Raw genomic sequence first — 22531 nt, 5'->3', positions numbered from 1 at the left:
TACAGGTTTCGCAGCTGGCTCGGGTTTTTCAGGATTCCCGTCCTGGAGGGTTTAGCGCAAATGCCGGCGTTGCGACGAGCCTTGCATCAGAAGCGGTACGCACCGCTCAACATTACCGTGCGGCGGGCGCCGTAGAAGCAGTCGCCACGGTCCAGGCAAACCACTTCATAGGTGCGGTCGGCAATGTTGTTGACATTCAAGGCATAGCGCCACGGGCCGTTGTCGTAGCTGACCATCGCGTCGAACAAGGTGACGGCGGGCGTTTCGGGCGCGCCGCCATCGCGGAAAGCCGTCAGGTAGCGCACGCCCGCGCCCACCGCGAAGCCGGGCTGGCCGGCCAGCGCAAAGCGGTACTTGCCCCACAAGGACGCCATGTGCTTGGGCAGGGCTTCCAGTTGCGGGTCGACATCGGTGTAGAGGTAGTTGGCGATCACGTCGACGTTCTTGGTGACGCGGCCGCGCAATTCCAATTCCACGCCGCGCGTGCGCGTCTTGCCGGCCTGGAGCTGGTTGTTGGGGTTGTCGGGGTCATTGGTTTGACGGTTCTTTTCGCGCAGGTCGTAGGCCGCGGCGGTGAACTCGATGTCGGCGTCCTTGGGCATGTATTTGATGCCGGCCTCGACCTGCTTGCCGCGCAGCGGCTTGTAGCGTTCGTTGTAGAAGTTGGACCCGGCAATGGGCGTGAACGATTCGCTGTAGCTCAGGTAGGGCGACCAGCCGTTGTCGGCCGCGTACATCAGGCCGAAGCGCTTGGTGGTGGCGTAGTCGGTTTCCTTGTCTTGGCCTTCGATGCGATTGTCGGCGCGGTCGCGGCGGATGCCCGCCAGGAAGATCCAGTTCTGGTCGAACTTGATCTGGTCCTGCGCGTAAAAGCCCAGCTGCTGCTGCTTTTGCTTGGGCGTGTCGGACAGTTCATATTCCGGCCGGTTGCCGTAGACGGGGTGATACAGGTTCAGCGGCGCGCCCAGGCCGGAGGCCGTCTGGCTGGTCTCGCGGTAGTGCGAATAGTCCATGCCGAAGATAACGGTGTGCTCGGTGCGGCCCCAGTTCAGCTTGCCCTCGATATTCTGGTCGGCCAGCAGCGTGCGCATGCGCGGCTTGTTGACGTAGAAGTAACGGTCGGTGGTGGTCTGTTCCGCGTCGATATAGGAATCGCCACGGCGCGCGCCGTACACGTTCGGGTACAGCGATTGGTAATCAACGCGGCTGACGGTGTTGCGGAAATTCTGGCGGAATTTCCACGTGTCGTTGAACTGGTGTTCAAACAGCCAGCCCACGCTGAATTGCTCGGTGTCGTAAGCGTCAAAGCCCGGCTCGCTGACGAAGCGGCGCGTCGGGATGCGGCCGTTGGGGTTTTCTTGCACCGACCCGCTCCAGGGCAGGAACGATTGCGTCGTGCCCGCCTTGTCCTTCTGCCACAACGCCTGCAAGGTCAACGACGTGGCGGCGCTGGGCCGCCAGGTCAGCGACGGCGCCAGCATCAGGCGGTCATCGGGCGCATGTTGCACCTGGGTGTCGCTGTCGCGCCCCACGCCCACCACGCGATACAGCCATTGGCCGTCTTCCGTGACCGGGCCGGTCAGGTCGGCCTGGATTTCGCGGCGGCCGTGATTGCCCACCACCACGCCGATTTCGCGCTGGGCATCGGCTTGCGGGCGCTTGCTGACCAGGTTGACCAGGCCCCCGGTGCTGCCTTGTCCGTACAGCATGGACGACGGGCCGCGCAGCACTTCCACGCGCTCCAGGCCGTAGACCTCGGTGCGCGGGTTGTTGGAGTTGAAGAACTGGCGCAGCCCGTCCAGGTATTGCGCGGGCTCGGTGCCGCGAATGCGCACATAGTCGCCGCGGTTGTCCACGCCGTACGCGTTGGGCCGCACGCCCGCGGCGTAGTTCATGGTGTCCTGCACGTTCAGCGCGCCCTGGTCCACGATCTGGTCGCGCGGAATCACGGTGATGGCTTGCGGCGTTTCGGACAGCGGCGTGTCGGTCTTGGTGCCCGTGGCGCTGCGCGTGGCGACGTAGCCGTCCACGGGACCGGTCGCGGTTTCGCCCATGCCGGTGACCTGCACGGCAGGCAGGACGGTGGTGGCTTCGGTGGCCGGATTGGTGGTTTGCGCCTGCGCGGTGGCGCCCAGGCAGGCGGCCAGCGCGGCGGCGGGCAATAGCGTCTGCGGCCGCGCCAGGCGGGCGGCACGAGGTGTATGGCGTTTCAAGAGTCGTCCCCTACGGCGCTGCGGCCGCTGATTACATACAGGAATAGCAACGATAACTATTATTAATTGCGTTGCGGCCACGCGCCAAGACGCACGGGGGATCCAGATGTAAAAAAAACCTGCAAGGGTGCGCGGCGGCGGTTGGCGGCCGGCAATAAACACCTTGCGTTTCAGAGGCTTGGCGGGACGCCAGGCAGGCCCCGCCTTTAAAGAAGGGAAGGTGCCGTCCTGTTGGCCCCAAGCGACACCGGACGCCTCATGCGTACTGCGCGCGCCGCGTGCCACCTTCGCGGCGGCTGGCCTTGTCGGCCACGATATTGTCTTGGCCCATCTGCCGGCCGCGCTGTTCGATGCGGCCCAGAAAGTCGCGCAGCAGCGCTACCTCGCTATCGCTCAGGTCTTGCACCAGCAGTGCATTCAGCCGCGACACTTCGGGCAGCAGCGCCTGGTATCGCGCCAGCCCCTCGGCCGTGGCCTCGACCCGCACGACACGGCGGTCGGCGCTGTCGTGCAAACGCCGCAACCAACCTTTTTCACACAGCGCGCCCAAGGTGCGCGACGTGCGCGCCAGGTCCAGCTTGGCGGCGGCGGCAAGCTCGGCGGAATTCATGATGCCGCCTTCAATGGCGCAGGCCAGGATGCGCCACTCGCGTCGCGTGATGCCAAAGCGCCCTTCGCACAGGCGCACGAAGACGGGGTTCGATTGCGACCATGCTTGATACAGCCGGTACATCAGCATGTCGGCCAATTGCGGCGGTGCGGGGATGGGGCGGGTTGGCATGGCGTCTCCTCCTTGCCGCAGCGCGTGCCGCGTCGGCGCGTTGCGCTGCATATCGTTATGGAAAGTCCTGGATTAGATCAAGCAATGGACCCGTTGCTACAGTCAATCTGCTTATTTCGGTATACGGCCAGGCAGAAAGAAACATAACCGACGGCGGGCCACTGTCGACAGGAGAACACCATGCGTAAATGGATGACGGGCGCGGCCTTGGCTGCCGCGTTGGCGGGGGCCGCGTCGCTGGCCGGTGCGCAGCAGGCGCCGCTGGATGGCGCGTTGACCATCGTAGTGGGCTACCCGCCCGGCGGAAGTTCCGACCGCATTGCGCGCCTGGTGGCCGACCGCCTGAAAGACCGCGTGGGCGTGCCCGTCGTCGTGGAAAACAAGACGGGCGCCGGGGGGCGCATCGCGGCCCAAGGCCTGCATGCCGCGCCTGCCACGCAGAACGTGTTGATGCTGGCCAACCCGGCCGTGATGGTGGTGGCGCCGCTGGTCTACGCCCAGCCCGGCTACGACGCCCAGCGCGATTTCAAGCCCGTGTCCTTGGTCAGCGAATATAAGTTCGCGCTGGCCGTGCCCGCGTCCTCGCCCATCCAGGACGTGGCCGCGCTACGTCTGTGGCTGCGCGCCAATCCCAAGCAATTCACCGTGGGCGTGCCCGCCACCGGGAGCTTGCCGCATTTCTTTGCATTGATGCTGGGCCGTGAAATCGGCCAGGAGCCCGAGGTGGTTGGCTATCGGGGGTCGGCGCCGCTGATCTCGGAACTGATCGGCGGCATTCTGCCGCAAGGCATCGACACGCTCGATACCTTGTTGCCGCAGCATCGCGCCGGCAAGATCCGCATCCTGGCGACCTCCGGTGAAACGCGTGACGCCGATCTGAAAGAGGTGCCCACCTTTCGCGAAGGCGGTGTGAACCTGGCGGCCGACGGCTGGAACGCGTTCTTCGCGCCGGCCGCGATGCCCGAGGCGAAGGTCAAGCGGCTGGGCGCCGACATCGCCGCCATCCTGCGCGAGCCCGCCATGCAGCAAGCGGTGCGCGCCGTGTTCCTGGAACCGGTGTCGCGGGACGCATCCGACACCGCCAAAGCGTTGGCCGCCTACCGCCAGCAATGGGAGCCGGTCGTGCGCGACTCCGGCTTCACGGCCACGCAATAAGGGGCGGCGATGCGTACCGTGCAAAACGTGTTGTTCATCATGGCGGATCAGCTGCGCGCCGATCACCTGGGCTGCTACGGCCATCCCTATCTGCAAACGTCGAACCTGGACGCCCTGGCCAGGCGCGGCGTGCGCTTTGACCGCGCCTTCGTCAATTCCGGCGTGTGTGGCCCGTCGCGCATGAGCTACTACACGGGCCGCTATCCGTCGCGGCATGGCGCGACGTGGAACCGCGTGCCCTTGTCCGTCAACGAGATCACGCTGGGTGAATACCTGGCCGGGCAGGGGCGCGACCTGGCGCTGGCGGGCAAGACGCACATCATTCCCGACAAGGCCGGCATGGAACGGCTAAGCATCGATGGCGCCTCCGAGCTGGGGGTGCTGCTGGCGCGCGGCGGCTTCACCGAACTGGACCGCTACGACGGCCACCATCCGCCCGGCGACGAAAGCGGCTACCCGGCCTACCTGCGGCGCCACGGCTACGACAGCGCCGACCCCTGGACGGACTTCGTCATTTCAGGCGTGGATGCCAACGGCCAGATCGCCAGCGGTTGGCACATGCGCAACGTGCATCTGCCGGCGCGCGTGGCCGAACCGCATTCCGAAACCGCCTACATGACGGACCAGGCGCTGGACTTCATGCAGCGGCGCGGCAGCCAGCCCTGGGTGCTGCACTTAAGCTACGTCAAGCCGCACTGGCCCTACATGGCGCCCGCGCCGTACCACCGGCGCTATACCGCCGACCAGTGCCTGCCGGTGCAGCGCAACCGCGAAGAACTGCGCGACGCGCACCCCGTCGTTGCGGCGTATCGCCAGCAAGAAGAAAGCATCAGTTTTTCCACCGACGAATGCGTGCGCGTGGTGCGGCCCGCGTACCAGGGGTTGATCCAGCAGCTGGACGACCACCTGGGCCGACTGTTCGACTACATGGAAGGCGCGGGCCTGATGAAGAACACGCTGATCGTGTTCACCGCCGATCATGGCGACTTCCTGGGCGACCACTGGCTGGGCGAAAAGGAATTGTTCTACGACACCGTGCAACGCGTGCCGTTCATCGTGATGGACCCATCGGCGGCGGCCGACGCCACGCGCGGGCAGGCGCTGGATGACATGGTGGAAAGCGTGGATCTTGTGCCGACCGTGCTGCGCGCGCTGGGCACGCCAGGCCCCGCGCACCGGCTGGAAGGCCGCGAACTGCAAACGCTGCTGCATGGGCGCGACGCCGCCACGCCGTGGCGCGACTGCGTGTTTTCCGAGCTGGACTACAGCTTTCGCCACGCGCGCATCCTGCGTGGCAAGACGCCGCAGAACGCCCGCGCGTGGTCGGTGCGCACGGACCGCTGGCGATATGTGTACTGGCTGGACGAGCCCGAGCAACTGTACGACCTGCATGCCGACCCGGGCGAATTCCAGGACCTGGGCACAAGCAGCGAGCACGCCGCCGTCCGCCTGGAACTGCGCCAGCGCCTGTTGGACTGGATGCTGCGCGGCAAGCGCCGCACCACCCTGAGCGACGAGGCCGTGGAAAAGGCCACCAACGCGCACAAACGGGCGGGCGTGTTTTTCGGGCAGTGGTAAGGGGCGGGCGCCGTTGCGCGGTAAGCGGCGGGAATGCGTCGCGCACTAAGGGGCGTGGTGGCGTCGCGCACTAAGGGGCGGGGCGCCGTCTCGCACTAAGGGGCGGGGCGCCGTCTCGCACTAAGGGGCGGGGCGCGTCTTGCACTAAGGGGCGGGGCGCCGTCTCGCACTAAGGGGCGGGGCGCGTCTTGCACCAAGGGGCGGGGCGCCGTCGCGCGCCGCCCGGTCGCCGCGATCGGGCGTGCCCCCTCAGGCGTGCCCCGCGCTTTGCGTTTGCGTCGGCGCGGCGGTCTCGGGTTTCAGTTCCCGCCGCAGGATCTTGCCCACATTCGAGCGCGGCAGGTCATCGCGAAATTCCACATAGCGCGGCACCTTGTAGCCGGTCAGCTGCGTCCGGCAATGTGCAATCAGCGTGTCGGCGTCCAGCCCGGGATCCTTGCGGATCACGAACAACTTGACCGCTTCTCCCGACCGTTCATCCGGCACGCCCACGGCCGCCACCTCGCGCACGCCCGGATGCAACGCGGCGGCGTCCTCGACTTCGTTCGGGTACACGTTAAAGCCCGACACCAGGATCATGTCCTTCTTGCGGTCGATCAGGAACACGTAGCCGTCCTCATCGACGTAGCCGATGTCGCCCGTGCGCAGAAAGCCGTCCGGGTACATCACCAGCGCCGTTTCGTCGGGGCGATTCCAATAGCCCTGCGTGACCTGTGGCCCGCGCACGCAGATTTCGCCGGGTTCCCCTACGCCCAGTTCTTCGCCTTCGTCGTTGCGGATCGAAATCTCGGTGGACGGCACGGGCAGGCCGATGGACCCGGTGAACGTCGTGACGTCCAGCGGGTTGACCGTGACGGCGGGCGACGTCTCGGTCAGCCCGTAGGCCTGCGCCAGCGACTTGCCTGTGACGGCGCGCCAGCGGTCCGCCACGGCGCGTTGCACCGCCATGCCGCCGCCCATCGTCAGGCGCAGGCGAGAAAAATCCAGCTTGGCGAAATCGGGATGATTCAGCAGCGCGTTGAACAAGGTATTGACGCCGGTAAACGCCGAAAACGGCACCTTGCCCATCTCTTTGATCAGGCCGGGGATGTCGCGCGGGTTGATGATCAGCAGGTTGCTGGCGCCGATTTTCATGAACGTCAGGCAGTTCGCCGTCAGCGCAAAGATGTGATACAGCGGCAAGGCCGTCACGACGCATTCCTCGCCATCGTTCACCAGCGGCTTGATCCAGGCGTGGGCCTGGCTGACGTTGGCGACCAGATTGCCGTGCGACAGCATTGCCGCCTTGGCTACGCCGGTCGTGCCGCCCGTGTATTGCAGGCAGGCCAGGTCGCGCTGGTCCAGCTGCACTTCGGTAAACGGCTGGGCGCGGCCGGCAAGCAGCGCGTCGGCCAGGCGCACATGCCCGGGCAGGGACCACGCCGGCACCATGCGCTTGACGTGGCGGATCGCGAGGTCCACCAAGCGCCCTTTGACCGGCCCCAGCATCTGGCCGATGGAGGTGACCAGCACGTGCTCCACCGCGCTGTTGGGTAACGCCTTTTGCACCGTGGCCGCGAAGTTGTCGGCCACCACGATGGCGCGCGCGCCCGAATCCACCAGCTGGTGTTCCAGCTCATGCGGGGTGTAGAGCGGGTTGCAATTGACCACGACGCAGCCCGCGCGCAAGGCGCCGAACAGGCACACGGGGTATTGCAGCAGGTTGGGCATCATGAGCGCGACACGGTCGCCACGGCCCAGGCCTTGCGCGTGCAGCCACGCGGCGAAGTCGCGCGTCAGTGCGTCCAGTTGGGCGTAGCTGATGGATTTGCCCATGCTGATGTACGCGGTCTTATCCGCGTAGCGGCGGCAGCTGTCTCGCACGATCGAGACCAGCGTGGTGACGCCGTCCATGTCGATTCGTGCGGGGACGCCGGCGGGGTAGCTCTTGTGCCAGATAGGTTCCATCTTTGAGGATTTCCGCCTAGTTGCCCAACAGGGCTTTTTTCAGGGAGGCCTGCGCCGGCTTCTCGCCCAGCCACACGCGCAGCAGCGCACGCGCGAAGTCGGGGCTGTCGATGCGGCCGCGTTGCTTGCCGTTATGTGACCCGGTCACGCCACGGGCATCGAAATCCAGGTCGACCACATCGCCTTCCTTGAGGGCGCCGATGTCGGCCATCATGCCGGCCAACTGGTCGGCCGGCGCTTTCATGGCGGCCAACTCGGCCTTGGGCGTATTGTCGCGCAGGCCTTCCTGCAAGGCCTCGTCCAGGCTTTTGCTGTCTACGTCGCGCAGCAATTGAAGACGGATGCGGCGCGGCTCGGTGCTGTTGATCAGCGCCGCCGCGTCGTGGCTTTTCGTGGTGACGTACAGCGACGCTACGTACACCTTCACCACGATTTTCGTGCGCACGCCGGCGCCGTTGAGCACCAGCGCATGGCTGCCCGCGGACAGCTGTTCCGGCACGCGCCTGCCCGCCACGTCGAGGTCGGCGGCAAAGGCCGGCGCACCCACCAGGCCAGCCGCCAGCGTGCCGGCCAGAACGCCTGCCTGAAGTCGGCTCAGGGCGGTGGATCGCCCTCCAGGGATACGTTGCATGTGTCTCCTCCTGTGGTCTTTCGCTTGTAGAACTTCTTGTCGGCGATATAGATCGTGCGTTCCACGACGGCGTACACCACGCCGTCCTTGTCCTTCAATTCCACCGTGTACGTGCGGGTGGTTTCGTGGTCGCGCGCGAGGTCGGCGCGGATGTCCGCGATTTCCCCGGGCGGCAGCCGGAAGTCGACATACAGGGTCGTGTAGGCGGGCTTGCGAAAGCGGATCGAGGCGGCCTTGTCCCACACGATGTGATCCGGTCCCAATGCCGACATCAACATCGTCGGGTGGGCGCCGTCCGTTACCGCAAACAGCGACCCGCCGTACATGGACCCCACGATGTTGCGCGTGCGGCGAAGCAGCGGCAGCTTGATGCGGATGTGCAGGAAATCCGGCGACACAAACATCACGCGGCCGCCGGTGGCGCGAAACGCCGGATGCAGGTTGAAGCCCACCCGCATCAGGCGCGCGCGCCATTGCGGCGACAGGCTTTTAAGCCAATAGGGCTTCAGGCTGGGCATGCCGGTCGATTCCGCAATGGGCCTACATCGCTTCAAACAGCCCGGCCGCGCCCATGCCGGTGCCGATGCACATGGTGACCAACCCGTACTTGCCGCCCGTGCGGCGCAGCCCGTGCGTGATGGTTGCCGTGCGGATCGCGCCGGTGGCGCCCAGCGGGTGGCCCAGCGCGATGGCGCCGCCCAGCGGGTTGACCTTGGCCGGGTCCAGCTTCAGTTCGCGAATCACGGCCAGCGATTGTGCGGCGAAGGCCTCGTTCAGCTCGATCCAGTCCAGCGCGTCCTGCGTGATGCCGGCGCGTTGCAGCACCTTGGGGATGGCGGCAACGGGGCCGATGCCCATCACTTCGGGCGGCACGCCGGCGACCGAGAAGCTGACGAAGCGCGCCAGCGGGCTCAGGTTGAATTCGCGCAGGATGCGGTCGGACACCAGCACCACGGCAGCCGCACCGTCGGACATCTGCGAGCTATTGCCCGCCGTGACGCTGCCGCGCGTCGAGAACACCGGGCGCAACCGCGCCAAGGCTTCGGCGCTGCTGTCCGGCCGCGGGCCTTCGTCCACCTCGACCAGCCTGCGCACCACCCGCACCGCGCCGCTGGCGCCGTCGGGCAGATGCGATACCACTTCATAAGGCGTGGTCTCGGCGCGGAAATGGCCGGCCGCAATCGCCGCGCAGGCCTTCTGGTGCGAGGCCAGCGCGAAGGCGTCCTGGTCTTCGCGCGACACCTTCCAGCGTTCCGCCACCTTTTCGCCCGTCAGCCCCATGCCGAACGCCATGCCGATGTTCTCGTCATGGGCAAAGATCTCGGGGTTCATCGAAACCTTGTTGCCCATGATCTGCGGCATTGCGCTCATGGATTCGGTGCCCGCGCCAATCATGATGTCGGCTTCGCCCATGCGGATGCGCGCGGCGGCGTCGGCCACCGCCTGCAAGCCGGACGCGCAGAAGCGGTTCACGGTGACGCCCGCGACGCTTTGCGGCAGGCCCGCCAGCAGCAAGCCGATGCGCGCCACGTTCATGCCTTGTTCGGCCTCGGGCATGGCGCAGCCGGCAATGACGTCTTCGATGCGCGCGGTGTCCAGCGACGGCACCTTCGCCAGCGCGCCGTTCAGCGCGGCGGCCAGCATGTCATCGGGCCGCGTGGTGATGTAGGCGCCGTTGCGCTTGCCTACCGGCAGGCGCGTGGCGGCGACGATGTAAGCGTCTTGAATCTGCTTGGTCATGATCGTTTCCTCAGTTGCGCAACGGCTTGCCGGTTTCGAGTGTGTGGCGGATGCGGGCCTGGGTTTCAGGCGTGCGCAACAGAGCCACGAACTCGCGGCGCTCGACCGCCAGCAGCCATTCTTCGTCCACCTTCGTGCCGGTCTCGACCTCGCCTCCGCACAGGGCCACGGCGGCGCTGCGCGCCACGCGGTAATCGTGCGCGCTGATCATGCCGCCTTCGCGCATGTTGACCAGCACCATCTCGAAGTTGGCGATGCCATTGCGTCCCGCGACGGGGATGTTCGACAGGCGTGGCGGCGGCGTGTAGCCCGCTTCGGCGGCGGCGCGGGCCTGGCCGATGGCCACGAACAGCAGCTCGTCGGGATGGAACAGCACCACGTCGTGCTCGCGGGCGAACCCGGCGTCGATGGCTTCCAGCGCGCTCTTGGCCACCTGCGCCATGGCGATGGTCTGGAAGACGGGTTGCAGGTACGGGAAGACTTCACCGGGCGTGGCGGTCTTGGCGGCAAGCGCCGCCGCACGGCCGGCGAATTCCTTGCTGCCGCCGCCAGCCGGAATCAGCCCGACACCGGCTTCCACCAGGCCGATATAGCTTTCCAGCGCCAACACGCGGTGCGAGGCATGCATCAGGAATTCGCAGCCCCCGCCCAGCGCCATGCCCTGCACGGCGGCCACTGTGGGAATGCGGGCGTACTTGAACGATTGCGAGGCGCGTTGGAATTTCTCAACCATCGCTTCCAGCATGTCGAACTTGCCCTCGGCGCAAGCCTGCACCACCTGCTGCAAGTTGGCGCCCACGGCAAAGGGCGGTTCGTGCCAGATCACCAGGCCGTCGAAATCGCGTTCGGCGCGGGCGACGGCTTGCAGCACGCCTTCCAGCACTTCACCGCCCAGCGTGTGGTTCTTGGACGTGACGGACAGGATGGCGATGCCGGGGTCCACGTCCGGCAGGTTCCACAGGCGCACGCCTTCGTTGTCCCAGACGGTAACGCCACGGTCGTCGGGGCCTTCGCCAAACACGCGTTCGGGGAACAGCTGGCGGCGATACACCGGCAGGGACGAACGCGGATGCAGCTTGCCCGTGCGCGCGGAATACGAACCCTGCGGCGCGTGCACGCCCTGGCGGTCGGCTTCCCGCACCCAGGCGGGCAGGGGCGCGTTGCTCATGGCGCGGCCGGCGGCGATGTCGTCCGCCACGGCGGCGGCAATGGCCTGCCAGCCGGCGGCCTGCCAGGTTTCAAACGGGCCTTGCGACCAGCCGAACCCCCAGCGCATGGCCAGGTCCAGGTCGCGCGCGTTGTCGGCCACGTGTTCAAGCTGCACGGCGCTGTAGTGGAAGATGTCGCGGAACAGGCTCCACAGGAACTGCGCCTGCGGGTGGGTGCTGCCGCGAAGGGCGGCAAAGCGCTTGGCCGGGTCGCGTTCTTTCAACAGCGCGGCCACTTCGTCGGCCAGCTTGCCGGCGCTGGGCACATAGTCTTGCGCCTTCAGGTCCAGCACCAGGATGTCGCGGCCCTGTTTGCGGTAGACGCCAGCGCCGGTTTTCTGGCCCAGCGCGCCCTTTTGGATCAGCGCCGACAGCCAGTCGGGCAACGCGAAGTAGCGGTGCCAGGGGTCATCGGGCAGGTTCTTTTCCATGGTGCCGACCACGTGGGCCAGCGTATCCAGGCCCACCACGTCCGCCGTGCGGTAGGTGGCGCTTTTGGGCCGGCCGATCTTCGGGCCGGTCAACGCGTCGACTTCGTCAAAGCCCAGGCCCAGCCGCGCGGTGTGGTGCATGGCGGCCAGGATGGAAAACACGCCGATGCGGTTCGCCACGAAGTTGGGCGTGTCCAGTGCGCGGATCACGCCCTTGCCCAGCGTCGACGTCAGCCAGGTTTCCAACTGGTCCAGCACGGCCGGCTGTGTATGCGACGTGGCAATGATCTCCACCAGCCGCATGTAGCGGGGCGGGTTGAAGAAGTGGATGCCGCAGAAGCGCTCGCGCAGGCTTGCGGGCAGGGCGTTGGCCAGCGCGTCGATCGACAGGCCGGACGTGTTGGACGCGATGATGGCGTCGGGCGACACATGCGGAGCGATCCGCTCGTAGAGCGCCGTCTTCCAGTCCATGCGTTCGGCGATGGCCTCGATCACCAGGTCGCAGCCGCGCAGCGCATCCAGGTGGTCGTCGTAGTTCGCGGGGGTGATCAGGGCAAGGCGGGCCGCGCCGGCCAGCGGTGCGGGTTCCAGTTTTTTCAGTCCGGCCAGCGCCTTGTTGACGATGCCGTTGCGATCGCCTTCACGGGCGGCCAGATCGAACAGCGTGACGGGCACGCCGGCATTGGCCAGGTGGGCGGCGATCTGCGCGCCCATGACGCCGGCGCCCAGGACGGCAACGTGTTTGACGACGAACTTGCTCAAGGGGATTCTCCTGTGTAAAGCGGGCGGGCGGCGCGCGGCCGCCCACCCGCGCAAGGCTAGAAGCGGGACGACAGTTGCAGGCCGACGATGTGGCCGCTGCTGTCATAGGTGCCCGCCACGCGGCCCTTGGTCGCCTGGCTGCCGGACGTCGTGTCGATGTCCGTCTTGCGCAGGTACAGATAGGTGTAGCCCAGATCCAGCGTGGTGTTCTTGGTGGCCGCCCACTGCACGCCGGTCGAGAACCAGTAGCGGTCGTTATCGGGCAGGGAGGTGGGGCGGTCGGCCTTGTCATGCACCGGCGACTGGTCGTACGCCAGGCCGAACTTCCACTTCCAGTCGGGGGCGAACTTGTAGTTCGCGCCCAGTGCGACGCGCCAGGTGTCGCGGAAGTTCAGCGGCAGTTCGTCATCGCGCGCGCCGGGGCCGGAGTTGCGGATCTTCAGTTCGGGGATGCTGCTCCAGCCCGTCCAGGACACGTCGCCCAGCAGTTCCCAGCGCTCGTTCAACTGATGCGCGGCGCTCAGGATCAACGTGTCGGGCAGGTCCACCGAGGCCTTGGCGTCAAACGACACCGATTGCTTGGTGGGGCCGATGCTGGTGATGTCGGTGTCGCCCTTGGCGGTGTGCTTGATCTTCGAGCGGTACGACAGGCCGATGCGCGTGTCTTCGGTGGGTTGCAGCATGAAGCCCACGTTCCAGCCCCACGCGTCGCCCTTCAGGTTCAGGTCGGCGTCGCCGTTGGTGGCGACCGGCAGGCCCGCAATCGGCACCACCGTTTTCTTCTTGTAGTTGGCGTCGATGTGTTGCCAGTTCAGCCCGAAGCCCATCGAGAACTTTTCGTTGACCTTGTAGGCAATCGACGGGTTCACGTTGATTGTCTTGATCTCGAATTTGTTCGAATGGTATTGGCCGACCCAGCCGTCGTCGTATTCGGTCATCAGGCCGAACGGCGCGCCGACGCCCAGGCCGATGTACCACTGCTCGTTCAATTGCCAGGAGGCGTAGAGGTTGGGCACCACGCCCAGGTTGCCCGCATCGCCGCCGTTGCCGCCGGTGGGGGCCGACCCGTTCAGGCCCGAGCCGGGCAGGCCGGGAACGCTGGGATTACGGCTGTTGCCGTTGTCCTTGAACTTGAACGAGGGCTTGATCAGATTGACCCCGCCCGAAAAGTTCACGCCGGGCAAGTACGTCATGCCGGCCGGGTTGAAGTAAATGATGCTGGCGTTTTCCGGATTTGCCGCCGAGCCTGCGTAAGCGTTGCCCAGGCCACTGGCGTTCTGCTCTAAAAGCTGAAAGCCGGCGGCGTAGGACGTTGCGGACGCGCCCAGGCCGACCACCAGGGCCGACAAGGTGCTCAGGGACAATGAACGTCTGCGCATGGTACTGCCTCCTCGAGTTGGATGTATGTCTCTACTTGCACTGCCGGTCTGTTTGTGACCCCGGTCTATTCGGCGTTAGCCGGTTTGCTGCTGCGCCAGGCATGGCTGGCCTGGTAATGCAGGGGTCCGCCCGTGAAAGGCGCGAACCCCGTTCCAAAAATTACCCCGGCATCGGCCGAGTCGGCATCGGCGACCACGCCGGACTGCACGCGTTCCAGGGTGGCGTCCACCAAGGGCTGGATCAGGCGCTGTGCCAGCCCGGCGGGGGCGGCCGTGGTGGTGGTGGTGGTGGTGGTGCTGCTGCTGCTGCTGCTGCTGCTGCTGCTGCTGCTGCTGCTGCTGCTGCTGCTGCTGCCGTGTCCGGCGGCGCCTTTGCCTTGCTTGACCGGTTTGCCGTCGCGCCACGTATAGAAGCCCTTGCCGCTTTTCTTGCCCAGGTCGCCGCGCGCCAGGCGTTCGGCCAGGCAGCGCGGCGGCTCGGCGCCACCGGCCAGTTGCTCGCCTGCCGCGCGCGCAATGTCCAGGCCGACGGTGTCGGCCAGTTCCAGCGGCCCCATCGGCATGCCGAATTCGACCATGGCGGCATCCACCGTTTCCGGCGCCATGCCGTCGTCCACGCTGCGCATGGCTTGCAGCATATAGGGCGCCAGCACGGCGTTGACGAGGAATCCCGGCGCGCTCTTGACGGGAAGCGCCAGTTTGTCGATCTGGCCCACGAATGCGCAGGCGCGCGCCGTGGCCTCGCCCGAATCGCCCTCGGCATGCACCACTTCCACCAGCGGCATCTTGGCCACGGGGTTGAAGAAGTGGATGCCCACCAGACGCTCGGGGCGAGCCAGCCCGCTGCGCAGCGTTTCCAGCGACAGGCTGGACGTGTTGGTGGCCAGCAGCGCGTCGGCCCGCATGCGCGGTTCCAGCGACGCGTACAACGCGCGCTTGGCCTCGGGCTGTTCGCTGATGGCTTCGATGATGATGTCGGCGCGCGGCACGCCGCCGCCGGTGGGATCGGGTATCAGGCGGTCCAGCGCGGCGCGAACCAGGCGCGGGTCTTTCAGGCGGCGCGCATACAGCGTGGCGGCACGTTCGATGGCCGGTGCGATGCGCGCCATGTCCTGGTCTTGCAGCGTCACCGTCAAGCCCTTGTACGCGCACCAGGCCGCGATGTCGCCGCCCATGGTGCCGGCGCCCACCACGTGCACATGGCGGGCCGGCGTGACGCCGGTCTGCTTGCCGTTGGCCTTCAGGCGCTCTTGCAGGCGGAACACGCGCAACAGGTTGCGCGCGGTGTCTGACGAAATGATCGCGTCGATCAGGTCAGGCGCCTGCAAGGCGTTGCCGCCATGCTTTTCCCATAGCGTGACGATGGCGGGGGCGGCGGGGTAGTGGCCCAGTGGGTCCTTGGCGGCAATCTGCTTGCGTGCGCGGTTGGCGACCAGGGCCTTGAAGGGCCAGCGGTTGGCCCAGGCGCCGATACCACGCGCGCGGCGCGGCGGCTTTTTCGACAGCACCAACTGGCGCGCCGCAGCCTGTAGCAAACGCGGTGGCACGCGCGCGTCGGCCAGGCCCAGCGCGGCGGCGCGTCGCGCATCCGCGCCCCGGCCGGTCAGCATCATGTCCAGCGCGGCGGGCGCGCCGATCACCTGCGGCAAGCGCAGCATGCCGCCCCAGCCCGGGAAGATGCCCAGCATGACTTCGGGCAGCGCCAACGACGTGCCGGGCTGATCGGCGACCAGGCGGTAGCGGCACGCCAGCGCCAATTCAAGCCCGCCGCCCAGGCAGTGGCCCTGGATCAGGGCAAGGGTGGGGTAGCGCACGGCGGCCAGGCGGTTGAACAGGTTCCAACCACGTGCGATCAGGCCGCGCGCCTGTTCGGGCGTGTCCAGGGTGGCGAATTCGTTGACGTCGGCGCCCACGATGAAACCGGTGGCCTTGCCCGACTGAATGATCAGGCCGGCCGGCGGCGCGGCGTCCAACGCGTCCAGCACCACGGCCAGTTCGGCCATCGTGTCGGCCGACAGCGCGTTCACGGCGCTGCCTGCGCGGTCGAACGTCAGGCGGGCCAGGCCGTCGGGGTCGCGGTCCAGGCGCCAGTGGGAAAGCGTGTCCATGGTCGTCATGGGCGGTCCTCGTCCAGGGTTTCAACCAGCATCGCGCCGCCTTGGCCGCCGCCGATGCAGATGGCGGCCATGCCGCGCTTGGCGCCACGGCGCTTCAACGCTTCAAGCAGATGCAGCACGATGCGCGCGCCGGACGCACCCACCGGGTGGCCGATGGCGATGGCGCCGCCGTCCACATTCAGCTTGGCCGGGTCCAGCGGCCCCCATGCTGGCGTACCGAAATGCGCTTGGCAATAGGCATCGTCGCGCCATGCCGCCAGGCACCCTAGCACCTGCGCGGCGAAGGCTTCGTTGATCTCCCACAAGTCCAGGTCATTCAAGCCCAGGCCATGGCGTTGCAGGATGGGCGTGGCCGCATGTACCGGCCCCAGGCCCATTTGCGCGGGGTCCAGGCCGGCCCACTGGCTGTCCACAATGCGGCCAAGGGGGCGCAGGTTCCACTTGGCCACCGCTTCTTCGGACGCCAACACCAGCATGGCGGCGCCGTCGGTCACCTGCGAACTATTGCCCGCCGTGATGTTGCCCCAGGGTTTGTCGAACACCGGCCGCAGCTTGGCCAGTTTCTCGGGCGTGGAATCCTCGCGCACGCCGTCATCGTCGGGGTAGAGCTTGCCTTTGTTATCGATCAGCGGCGTGATTTCATTGAGCGCACCGGCCGCGCGCGCGGCCAGGACGCGCTGGTGGCTGCCGGCCGCATAGGCGTCCATGGCGGCGCGGTCGATGCCGAAACGGGTGGCTACGTTTTCCGCCGTCTGGCCCATCGACAGGCCCACCACCGGGTCGGTCAACCCCTTGAGCAAGCCAATGACGGGCGCCAGGTTCTTCAGCCTGAAGCCGCGCAGCGCCGCCAGCTTGGCGCCGATGCCGCGCGCCGCATACCAGCCGGACAGCCAGCGCACCATGTCGTCGGAAAACAGCAGCGGGGCGCGGGACAAGGCGTCGGTGCCGCCCGCCAGCACCAGCTGCGACCGGCCGGTTTGAATATTGGCGATGCCGGAATCCAGGGCCTGCATGCCGGACGCGCAATTGCGCATCACGGTCCATCCGGGCACGTGGTTGCCGCAACCCAGGCGCAGCGCAATCACGCGGCCGATGTTGACTTCATCCGGCGACGGCGCGGCGCAGCCGATGATGACTTCGTCCAGATCCGTGGGGGCATAGGGTTGGCGCAGCAGCAGGGCGCGGCCGGCTTGTACGGCCAGGTCCCCGGCCGAGAATGGGCCGGGGCCGGTGCGCGCTTTCAGGAAGGGCGTGCGAGTCCCGTCAATGACGTAAACCGGTTTGAATGCCATCGGTTTCCTCCGTCAGGCGACCTTGCGTTCGGCGGCGGGCCGGTCGGCCTGCGCCTTGCCCAGGTCAAAGGGGAAATCATCCACGTGCACCACGGTATCGCGCAAGCTGTTGCGTTGCTTGACCACGGCGTACTCTTCGGCGGTGATGCCGCCTGCCGCGTAGGCGGCGTCGGCGATATCGCGCACGTTGGCTTGCGGGTTGCCTTGCAGGGCGCCGCGCTTTTCAAGTTCGCGGATCTTGGCTTCGATGGGCTCGGCGGCAAGCGTGGCGGCCAGCGCCAGTTCGATGGCGCCCACGGGCTCATCGGCGGTGGCGGGCAGGTGGCAGCCCGAGGTCAGGCGGTCGCGCGTGGCGCTGGGGTTGATCAACAGCCGCGCCACGTCCTGGCCCAGCGCGTCGGACGGTGGCGTCTGCGTGCGGCCCCACGGGAAGATCAGACGCGCCAAGGTCCAGGCCACGAAACGGTTGGGCGTGTTTGCCAGCACGCCGTCAAAGGCTTCCTGCAACTTGAAGAGCGCGTCCTGGATCGACCAGTGCGCCAGCGGCGCATCGGCGGCCTGGCGGCCTTCGTCTTCAAAGCGCTTGAGCGTGGCGCTGATCAGGTACATCTGCGACAGCACGTCGCCCAAGCGCGCCGACAGGCGTTCGCGGCGTTTCAGGCTGCCGCCCAGCACAAGCATCATCGAGTCGGCCAGCAGCGCGAAGGCGGCGGAATACCGGCTAAGCAGCTGGTAGTAGCCCTTCATGTCGGGCGCCACGTCGGCGTTCACGGCAACAAAGCGCGCGCCGGTCAGCGCAGTGCCCAGGGTCCGCAACGTGTTCTTGGCCACAAAGCCCACGTGACCCCAGAACGCGCGATCAAAATCGTCCAGCCCTTGTTTGGCGTTGGGCGATTGCGCCGCCTGCATTTCCGCCAGCACGTAGGGATGGCAGCGAATCGCGCCTTGTCCGAAGATGATCAGGCTGCGCGTCAGGATGTTGGCGCCTTCAACAGTGATGCCGATGGGAATCTGCTGATACGCGCGGCCCAGGAAGTTGTTGGGGCCCAGGCAGATGCCCTTGCCGCCGATCACGTCCATGCCGTCGTTGACGACCTGGCGGGCGCGTTCGGTCACATGGTATTTGACGATGGCGGACACGACAGACGGCTTCTCGCCCAGGTCGACGGCGCCCGCCGTCATGCTGCGCGCGGCATCCATCATGTAGGTGTGGCCGCCGATACGCGCCAGCGCTTCTTCCACGCCTTCAAACTTGCCCACGGGCATGCGGAACTGGCTGCGCACGCGGGCATAGCCGCCCACGGCGCGCGCCGTGAGCTTGGACATGCCGGTGTTGGACGAGGGCAGCGATATGGACCGGCCGGCGGCCAGGCATTCCATCAGCATGCGCCAGCCTTGGCCCGCCATGGCCGGGCCGCCGATGATGAAGTCCAGCGGCATGAAGACGTCGGTGCCGCGCGTCGGGCCGTTCATGAACATGGCGTTCAGCGGGAAGTGGCGGCGGCCGGTGTCCACGCCGGGATGGTCGTGCGGCACCAGCGCGCAGGTGATGCCCAGGTCTTTCTTGCCGCCCAGCAGGCCATCGGGGTCGTACAGGCGGAACGCCAGCCCCAGCAGCGTGCAGACCGGGGCCAGCGTGATGTAGCGCTTGTCCCAGGTGACGCGCATGCCGATCACTTCGCGGCCTTGCCATTCGCCCTTGCAGACGATGCCGCTGTCGGGAATGGCCGCGGCGTCGGAACCGGCCCACGGGCTGGTCAACGCAAAGGCCGGCACCTCGTCGCCACGCGCCAGGCGCGGCAGGTAGTGGTTCTTCTGTTCGTCGGTGCCGTAGTGCAGCAGCAGTTCGGCCGGGCCCAGCGAGTTCGGCACCATCACCGACACAGCCAGCGCGGACGAGCGCGTGGACAGCTTGGTCACGATTTCGGAATGCGCGTAGGCCGAAAATCCCAGGCCGCCGTATTCCTTCGGGATGATCATGCCCAGGAAACCCTGGGTCTTCAGATAGGTCCACACGTCCGCCGGCAGGTCGTAGCGTTCCTGCGTGACGCTCCAGTCATTGACCATGCGGCAGGCCTGCTCGGCCTGGTTGTCCAGGAACTGTTGTTCGGCGTCGGTCAGACGCGGGCGCGGGTAGGCCAGCAGACGGCTCCAGTCCGGGCGGCCGCGAAACAGTTCGCCTTCCCACCATACGGTGCCGGCTTCCAGCGCGTCGCGCTCGGTGTCGGACATCTGCGGCAGCACCTTGCGATACAGGTTGAAGATGGGCGCCGACAACAGCGCCCGCCGCAGTGGCCGCACGCCCAGCACGATGGCGGCTAGCACCGCGATGACGACTAGCGTGAGGATGACTGCGGACATGTCTTTGTCTCCGTAAAGGGTGTTCTGGTCGGTCTGGTTCTGGTTCTGGGGATGCCGATGCTGATGCCGATGTCGGCTAGGCGCCGGCCACCGGTGGCAGCGGGGCGCGCAAGCCGCCCAGCAGGAAGCTCATCAGGCGGGGCAGCAGCAGTTCGGGGTTGTCGGGTTGTTCGGCTTCGTCCAGCTGCCAGCCCGTGACGGAACGCAGCAGGTCGGTGCCGATGATGGCGTACGACGTGGCGCCCAGCATGAACTGGAAGCGCCACACGATTTCGGCCTTGGGCACATCGGGCAGCGCGGCGAACAGGGCATTGCGATAGCGCTCCAGCACGTCCGCGTATTCCTCCGCGAACAGCGCGCGAATGAAATCGGACGGCTCGGTCATGGTGCGTTCAAGCAGCGGCAGAAAGGTGCTGCCGGCCTGGGCCGGGTCGGCGGCCAGGCGCAGCAGCGTGCCGAAAAAGGCGTCGACGATCTGCGACGGCTTGAGCGGCTTGCCTTCGGATTGCGCCTCAAGTTCGTCCAACAGGCGCAGGCGCTCGCGGTTCAGCACTTCCAGCCGCCGTTTCAGCACCGCTTGCACGAGTGACTCTTTAGAGCCGAAGTGATAGTTCACCGAAGCCAGATTGACGCCGGCCGCGCCGGTGATCTGGCGCATCGAGGTGCCCTCGTGGCCTTGCTGCGCAAAAAGCGCTTCGGCGGTGTCCAGGATGGATTCGCGGGTAGTGGGAGTTCTGATTTCTTGCATAAGGTTGAATTCAAACGTTCGTTTAAAAATCATTATGCGGCAGGGAAGAACGAGAAGCGAGCCTCGGCTATCCCCAATAGGGTTTACCCCTAACGTACGGACGCAGCATCCTTCGTGCACTAGGCAAGGGGCTTTTCATACCGGGTCAGCTAGACCAGAAGGATGAGCCGGCAGGCGCGCTTGCATGAGCCCGGATCGGCCGCCGGCACGAGCTTGAACCGTTCGTCCTCGGACGGCCGGCCTAGGATGAATGTGGTCTGGAAGGCGGGGGAAAAACGCCGCAGTATCAGCGCGAGGACTCAATTGCGTTGTACCGGCGATGCAAGGGGCTAGCCCGCGCACCAGGCCGGTGCGCTCGCCCTAGACGCCCTGACACAGGAGCGGGACATATGAAAACCTACCGAGTGGGACTGTTGGTTGACGGGTATGAGCAACCCGGCTGGATGCATGAGATGGTGGATTGGCTGGTCCATAGTCAGGATTTCGACATCTCGGCCTTATTGGTGATGAGCGGCGAGGGGGCCGAGAAGGCGCCGCGCCTGGCGGTCAAGGCGCTGTTCGGCACGTTGTCGCGCTTCGAGGCCCGGATGCTGCCGGCCAAGCAACGCCAGATGCTGTCTTGCGCGGACCTGCGCAAAAGCATGCCGTCGCCCTCAGTGCCGGTGCTGCCGCTGGAAGCGGGCGTGACCACGCCCGGCGCGCAGGACGCGGTCACTGCCCTGGGCCTGGATCTGGTCATCACGCTGGGCGCCTCGTGCGCCACTCGCGCGCAAATGGCCGACTGGGCGAGGATGGGGGTATGGCAATTGAGCTACTCCGATATCGCCGTGTCGACCAGCCGCTACGCCGGATTCTGGGAGGTGTTTCATCGCGAGGATCACACAACCGTAAAACTCTGGCGCATGGGAGCCAAGTCCGAACAGGACGAGCTGCTGGACCAGCGCAGTTTCAATACTGAAGTGTTCTGGTTGAAGAACCAGGCGCGCGCGTTCAGCCTGGGAAACTTCATGCTCTACGACGCCTTGCAGGCCCTGGCGCGCGCGCGCCAGAGCGAGCCGGCGCCCGACATGCAGATCATGAGCGGCCCGCGCCGGGCCGACCCGGCGGAGTGGGATAGCGCGGCGTATATTGCGCGCCAGGCGTGGTTAATGTCTGATTTGATTGTGCGGCGCATCATGAAGCGCAATGTGCGCTGGCGGATTGGTATGTTTCCGTCATCCCGGCAACAGGCGGTGGTATCGGAAGCCATGGTGCTGCAACCTCCCAAAGGTAGGTTCTTCGCAGATCCGTTTGTTTATACGCACGATAAAAAACCATATATATTTTTTGAAGATTACGACTTCACCTCCCGGAAGGGTACGATTTCGGTCGCGACGTACTCCGACGGGGCTTTCCGGCTGTTGGGCACTGCCTTGAACCTGCCTTATCACCTGTCGTTTCCATATATTTTTGAACACGAGGGTGTGACGTATATGGTTCCGGAAACGTGTGGAAATCGCAGTATTGAATTATGGAAATGCACTGAATTTCCGTTGAAATGGGAGCTTGATGTCACGTTGATGACCAATATATCCGCCGTTGATACCATTATTTTTAAACACGGAGAATATTGGTGGCTATTAACAAATATCGATCGAACGGACGGCCAAAGCCATTGCGACGAGCTGTTTGCGTTTTTCTCGGATTCGCCGCGCTCGACCGAGTGGACGCCGCACGCCTGCAACCCCATCGTGCGCAACCCCATGCGCGCCCGCAACGCCGGAATCGTTGTGTCGCCTAGCGGAGAGGTGATCCGCTGCGCCCAGTACCAAGGCTTTTGCCACTACGGCAAGGGCGTGTCCCTGAACCGCATCGAAGAGCTGACGCCGTCCACGTATGTGGAAACGGATGGCGAAATCCACTACGCCAGCTTTTTGCGCAAGCGTCATGCTTCAATGCACCATTGGCACCATCAGGGGGGCCATACCGTATTTGACTTCGCCTATATGGAGTAAATGGAGCGTAGCGTTCCAAAATAAAAATGTTACCTATATTGCGATTCGGCGATCCGCAGCGGGCAGGGGTGTGTCTGCGGAAACATATCGAAAGTTATTTGGTCCAAATTTCGGCATATCGGCCGTGAGGGGCTTGCGCCCGGTCGCGGCTTTTTTATGGCCCCAATTTGGCCGACAGCGTTACGAATCAAGCC

The 22531-nt window shown here is 65.9% G+C and carries 15 protein-coding genes; 3 read left to right on the top strand and 12 right to left on the bottom strand.

All coding sequences use genetic code 11. The features are described from left to right. Positions 1-86: 86 nt before the first annotated feature. Together AC0Z35_RS26355 and AC0Z35_RS26350 are read right to left on the bottom strand one after the other, a co-directional pair. Complete coding sequence (locus AC0Z35_RS26355) at positions 87-2183, bottom strand: TonB-dependent siderophore receptor (RefSeq protein WP_485133292.1); 2097 nt, start codon at positions 2181-2183, stop codon at positions 87-89. 286 nt (positions 2184-2469) lie between these two features. Continuing rightward, the gene (locus tag AC0Z35_RS26350; protein WP_485133197.1) at positions 2470-2994 is read right to left on the bottom strand and encodes a MarR family winged helix-turn-helix transcriptional regulator; all 525 of its coding nucleotides are present in this window, start codon (positions 2992-2994) and stop codon (positions 2470-2472) included. Between the two features lie 180 nt (positions 2995-3174). On the opposite strand from AC0Z35_RS26350, the gene AC0Z35_RS26345 reads away from it, so the two are divergent. Together AC0Z35_RS26345 and AC0Z35_RS26340 are read left to right on the top strand one after the other, a co-directional pair. Further along, positions 3175-4149 (top strand): Bug family tripartite tricarboxylate transporter substrate binding protein, encoded by a 975-nt coding sequence (locus AC0Z35_RS26345; protein WP_046804135.1) that lies wholly within the window; start codon positions 3175-3177, stop codon positions 4147-4149. A gap of 9 nt (positions 4150-4158) precedes the next feature. Beyond that, complete coding sequence (locus tag AC0Z35_RS26340) at positions 4159-5727, top strand: sulfatase-like hydrolase/transferase (RefSeq protein WP_104144251.1); 1569 nt, start codon at positions 4159-4161, stop codon at positions 5725-5727. Positions 5728-5976: 249 nt separating this feature from the next. Here the strand turns inward: AC0Z35_RS26340 and AC0Z35_RS26335 are convergent, their stop codons facing one another. From AC0Z35_RS26335 to AC0Z35_RS26290, 10 genes are all read right to left on the bottom strand, one after another. After that, on the bottom strand, positions 5977-7674 hold the full coding sequence (locus AC0Z35_RS26335) for an AMP-binding protein (protein ID WP_485133198.1): 1698 nt from the start codon (positions 7672-7674) through the stop codon (positions 5977-5979). A gap of 16 nt (positions 7675-7690) precedes the next feature. Next, the gene (locus tag AC0Z35_RS26330) at positions 7691-8305 is read right to left on the bottom strand and encodes a chalcone isomerase family protein (RefSeq protein ID WP_052945977.1); all 615 of its coding nucleotides are present in this window, start codon (positions 8303-8305) and stop codon (positions 7691-7693) included. Next, a complete protein-coding gene (locus tag AC0Z35_RS26325; RefSeq protein WP_046804197.1) occupies positions 8269-8814 on the bottom strand; it encodes a PaaI family thioesterase in 546 nt (181 codons plus the stop codon). The genes AC0Z35_RS26330 and AC0Z35_RS26325 overlap by 37 nt, the downstream gene beginning before the upstream one ends. Positions 8815-8845: 31 nt before the next feature. Then, the gene (locus AC0Z35_RS26320; RefSeq protein ID WP_485133199.1) at positions 8846-10045 is read right to left on the bottom strand and encodes an acetyl-CoA C-acyltransferase; all 1200 of its coding nucleotides are present in this window, start codon (positions 10043-10045) and stop codon (positions 8846-8848) included. A gap of 10 nt (positions 10046-10055) precedes the next feature. After that, complete coding sequence (locus AC0Z35_RS26315; RefSeq protein ID WP_104144255.1) at positions 10056-12446, bottom strand: 3-hydroxyacyl-CoA dehydrogenase/enoyl-CoA hydratase family protein; 2391 nt, start codon at positions 12444-12446, stop codon at positions 10056-10058. A 56-nt stretch (positions 12447-12502) separates the two neighbouring features. Beyond that, positions 12503-13825 carry an OmpP1/FadL family transporter gene (locus AC0Z35_RS26310; protein ID WP_104144256.1) on the bottom strand — a complete coding sequence of 441 codons (1323 nt, stop codon included), beginning with the start codon at positions 13823-13825 and terminating at the stop codon, positions 12503-12505. Between the two features lie 65 nt (positions 13826-13890). Then, positions 13891-15942 carry a 3-hydroxyacyl-CoA dehydrogenase NAD-binding domain-containing protein gene (locus AC0Z35_RS26305; protein ID WP_485133200.1) on the bottom strand — a complete coding sequence of 684 codons (2052 nt, stop codon included), beginning with the start codon at positions 15940-15942 and terminating at the stop codon, positions 13891-13893. Beyond that, positions 15939-17234, bottom strand: a complete 1296-nt coding sequence (locus tag AC0Z35_RS26300; protein ID WP_104144258.1) for an acetyl-CoA C-acetyltransferase — start codon at positions 17232-17234, stop codon at positions 15939-15941. The genes AC0Z35_RS26305 and AC0Z35_RS26300 overlap by 4 nt, the downstream gene beginning before the upstream one ends. 12 nt (positions 17235-17246) lie before the next feature. Continuing rightward, entirely contained in the window at positions 17247-19595 is a 2349-nt protein-coding gene (locus AC0Z35_RS26295; protein WP_485133201.1) for an acyl-CoA dehydrogenase, read from the bottom strand. 76 nt (positions 19596-19671) lie between these two features. Continuing rightward, positions 19672-20343, bottom strand: a complete 672-nt coding sequence (locus AC0Z35_RS26290) for a TetR/AcrR family transcriptional regulator (RefSeq protein WP_046804126.1) — start codon at positions 20341-20343, stop codon at positions 19672-19674. 389 nt (positions 20344-20732) lie between these two features. Here AC0Z35_RS26290 and AC0Z35_RS26285 point away from each other — a divergent pair, with 389 nt between their 5' ends. Next, positions 20733-22337, top strand: coding sequence for a glucosamine inositolphosphorylceramide transferase family protein (locus tag AC0Z35_RS26285; protein ID WP_046804125.1), 1605 nt, complete (start codon positions 20733-20735; stop codon positions 22335-22337). The last annotated feature ends 194 nt before the right edge of the window (positions 22338-22531 follow it).

The organism is Achromobacter sp. 1L-A-4-B-C2, from assembly GCF_057291955.1.
Note: the sequence above shows the minus strand (reverse complement) of the source record. Positions and strands in the feature narration are given on the sequence as shown.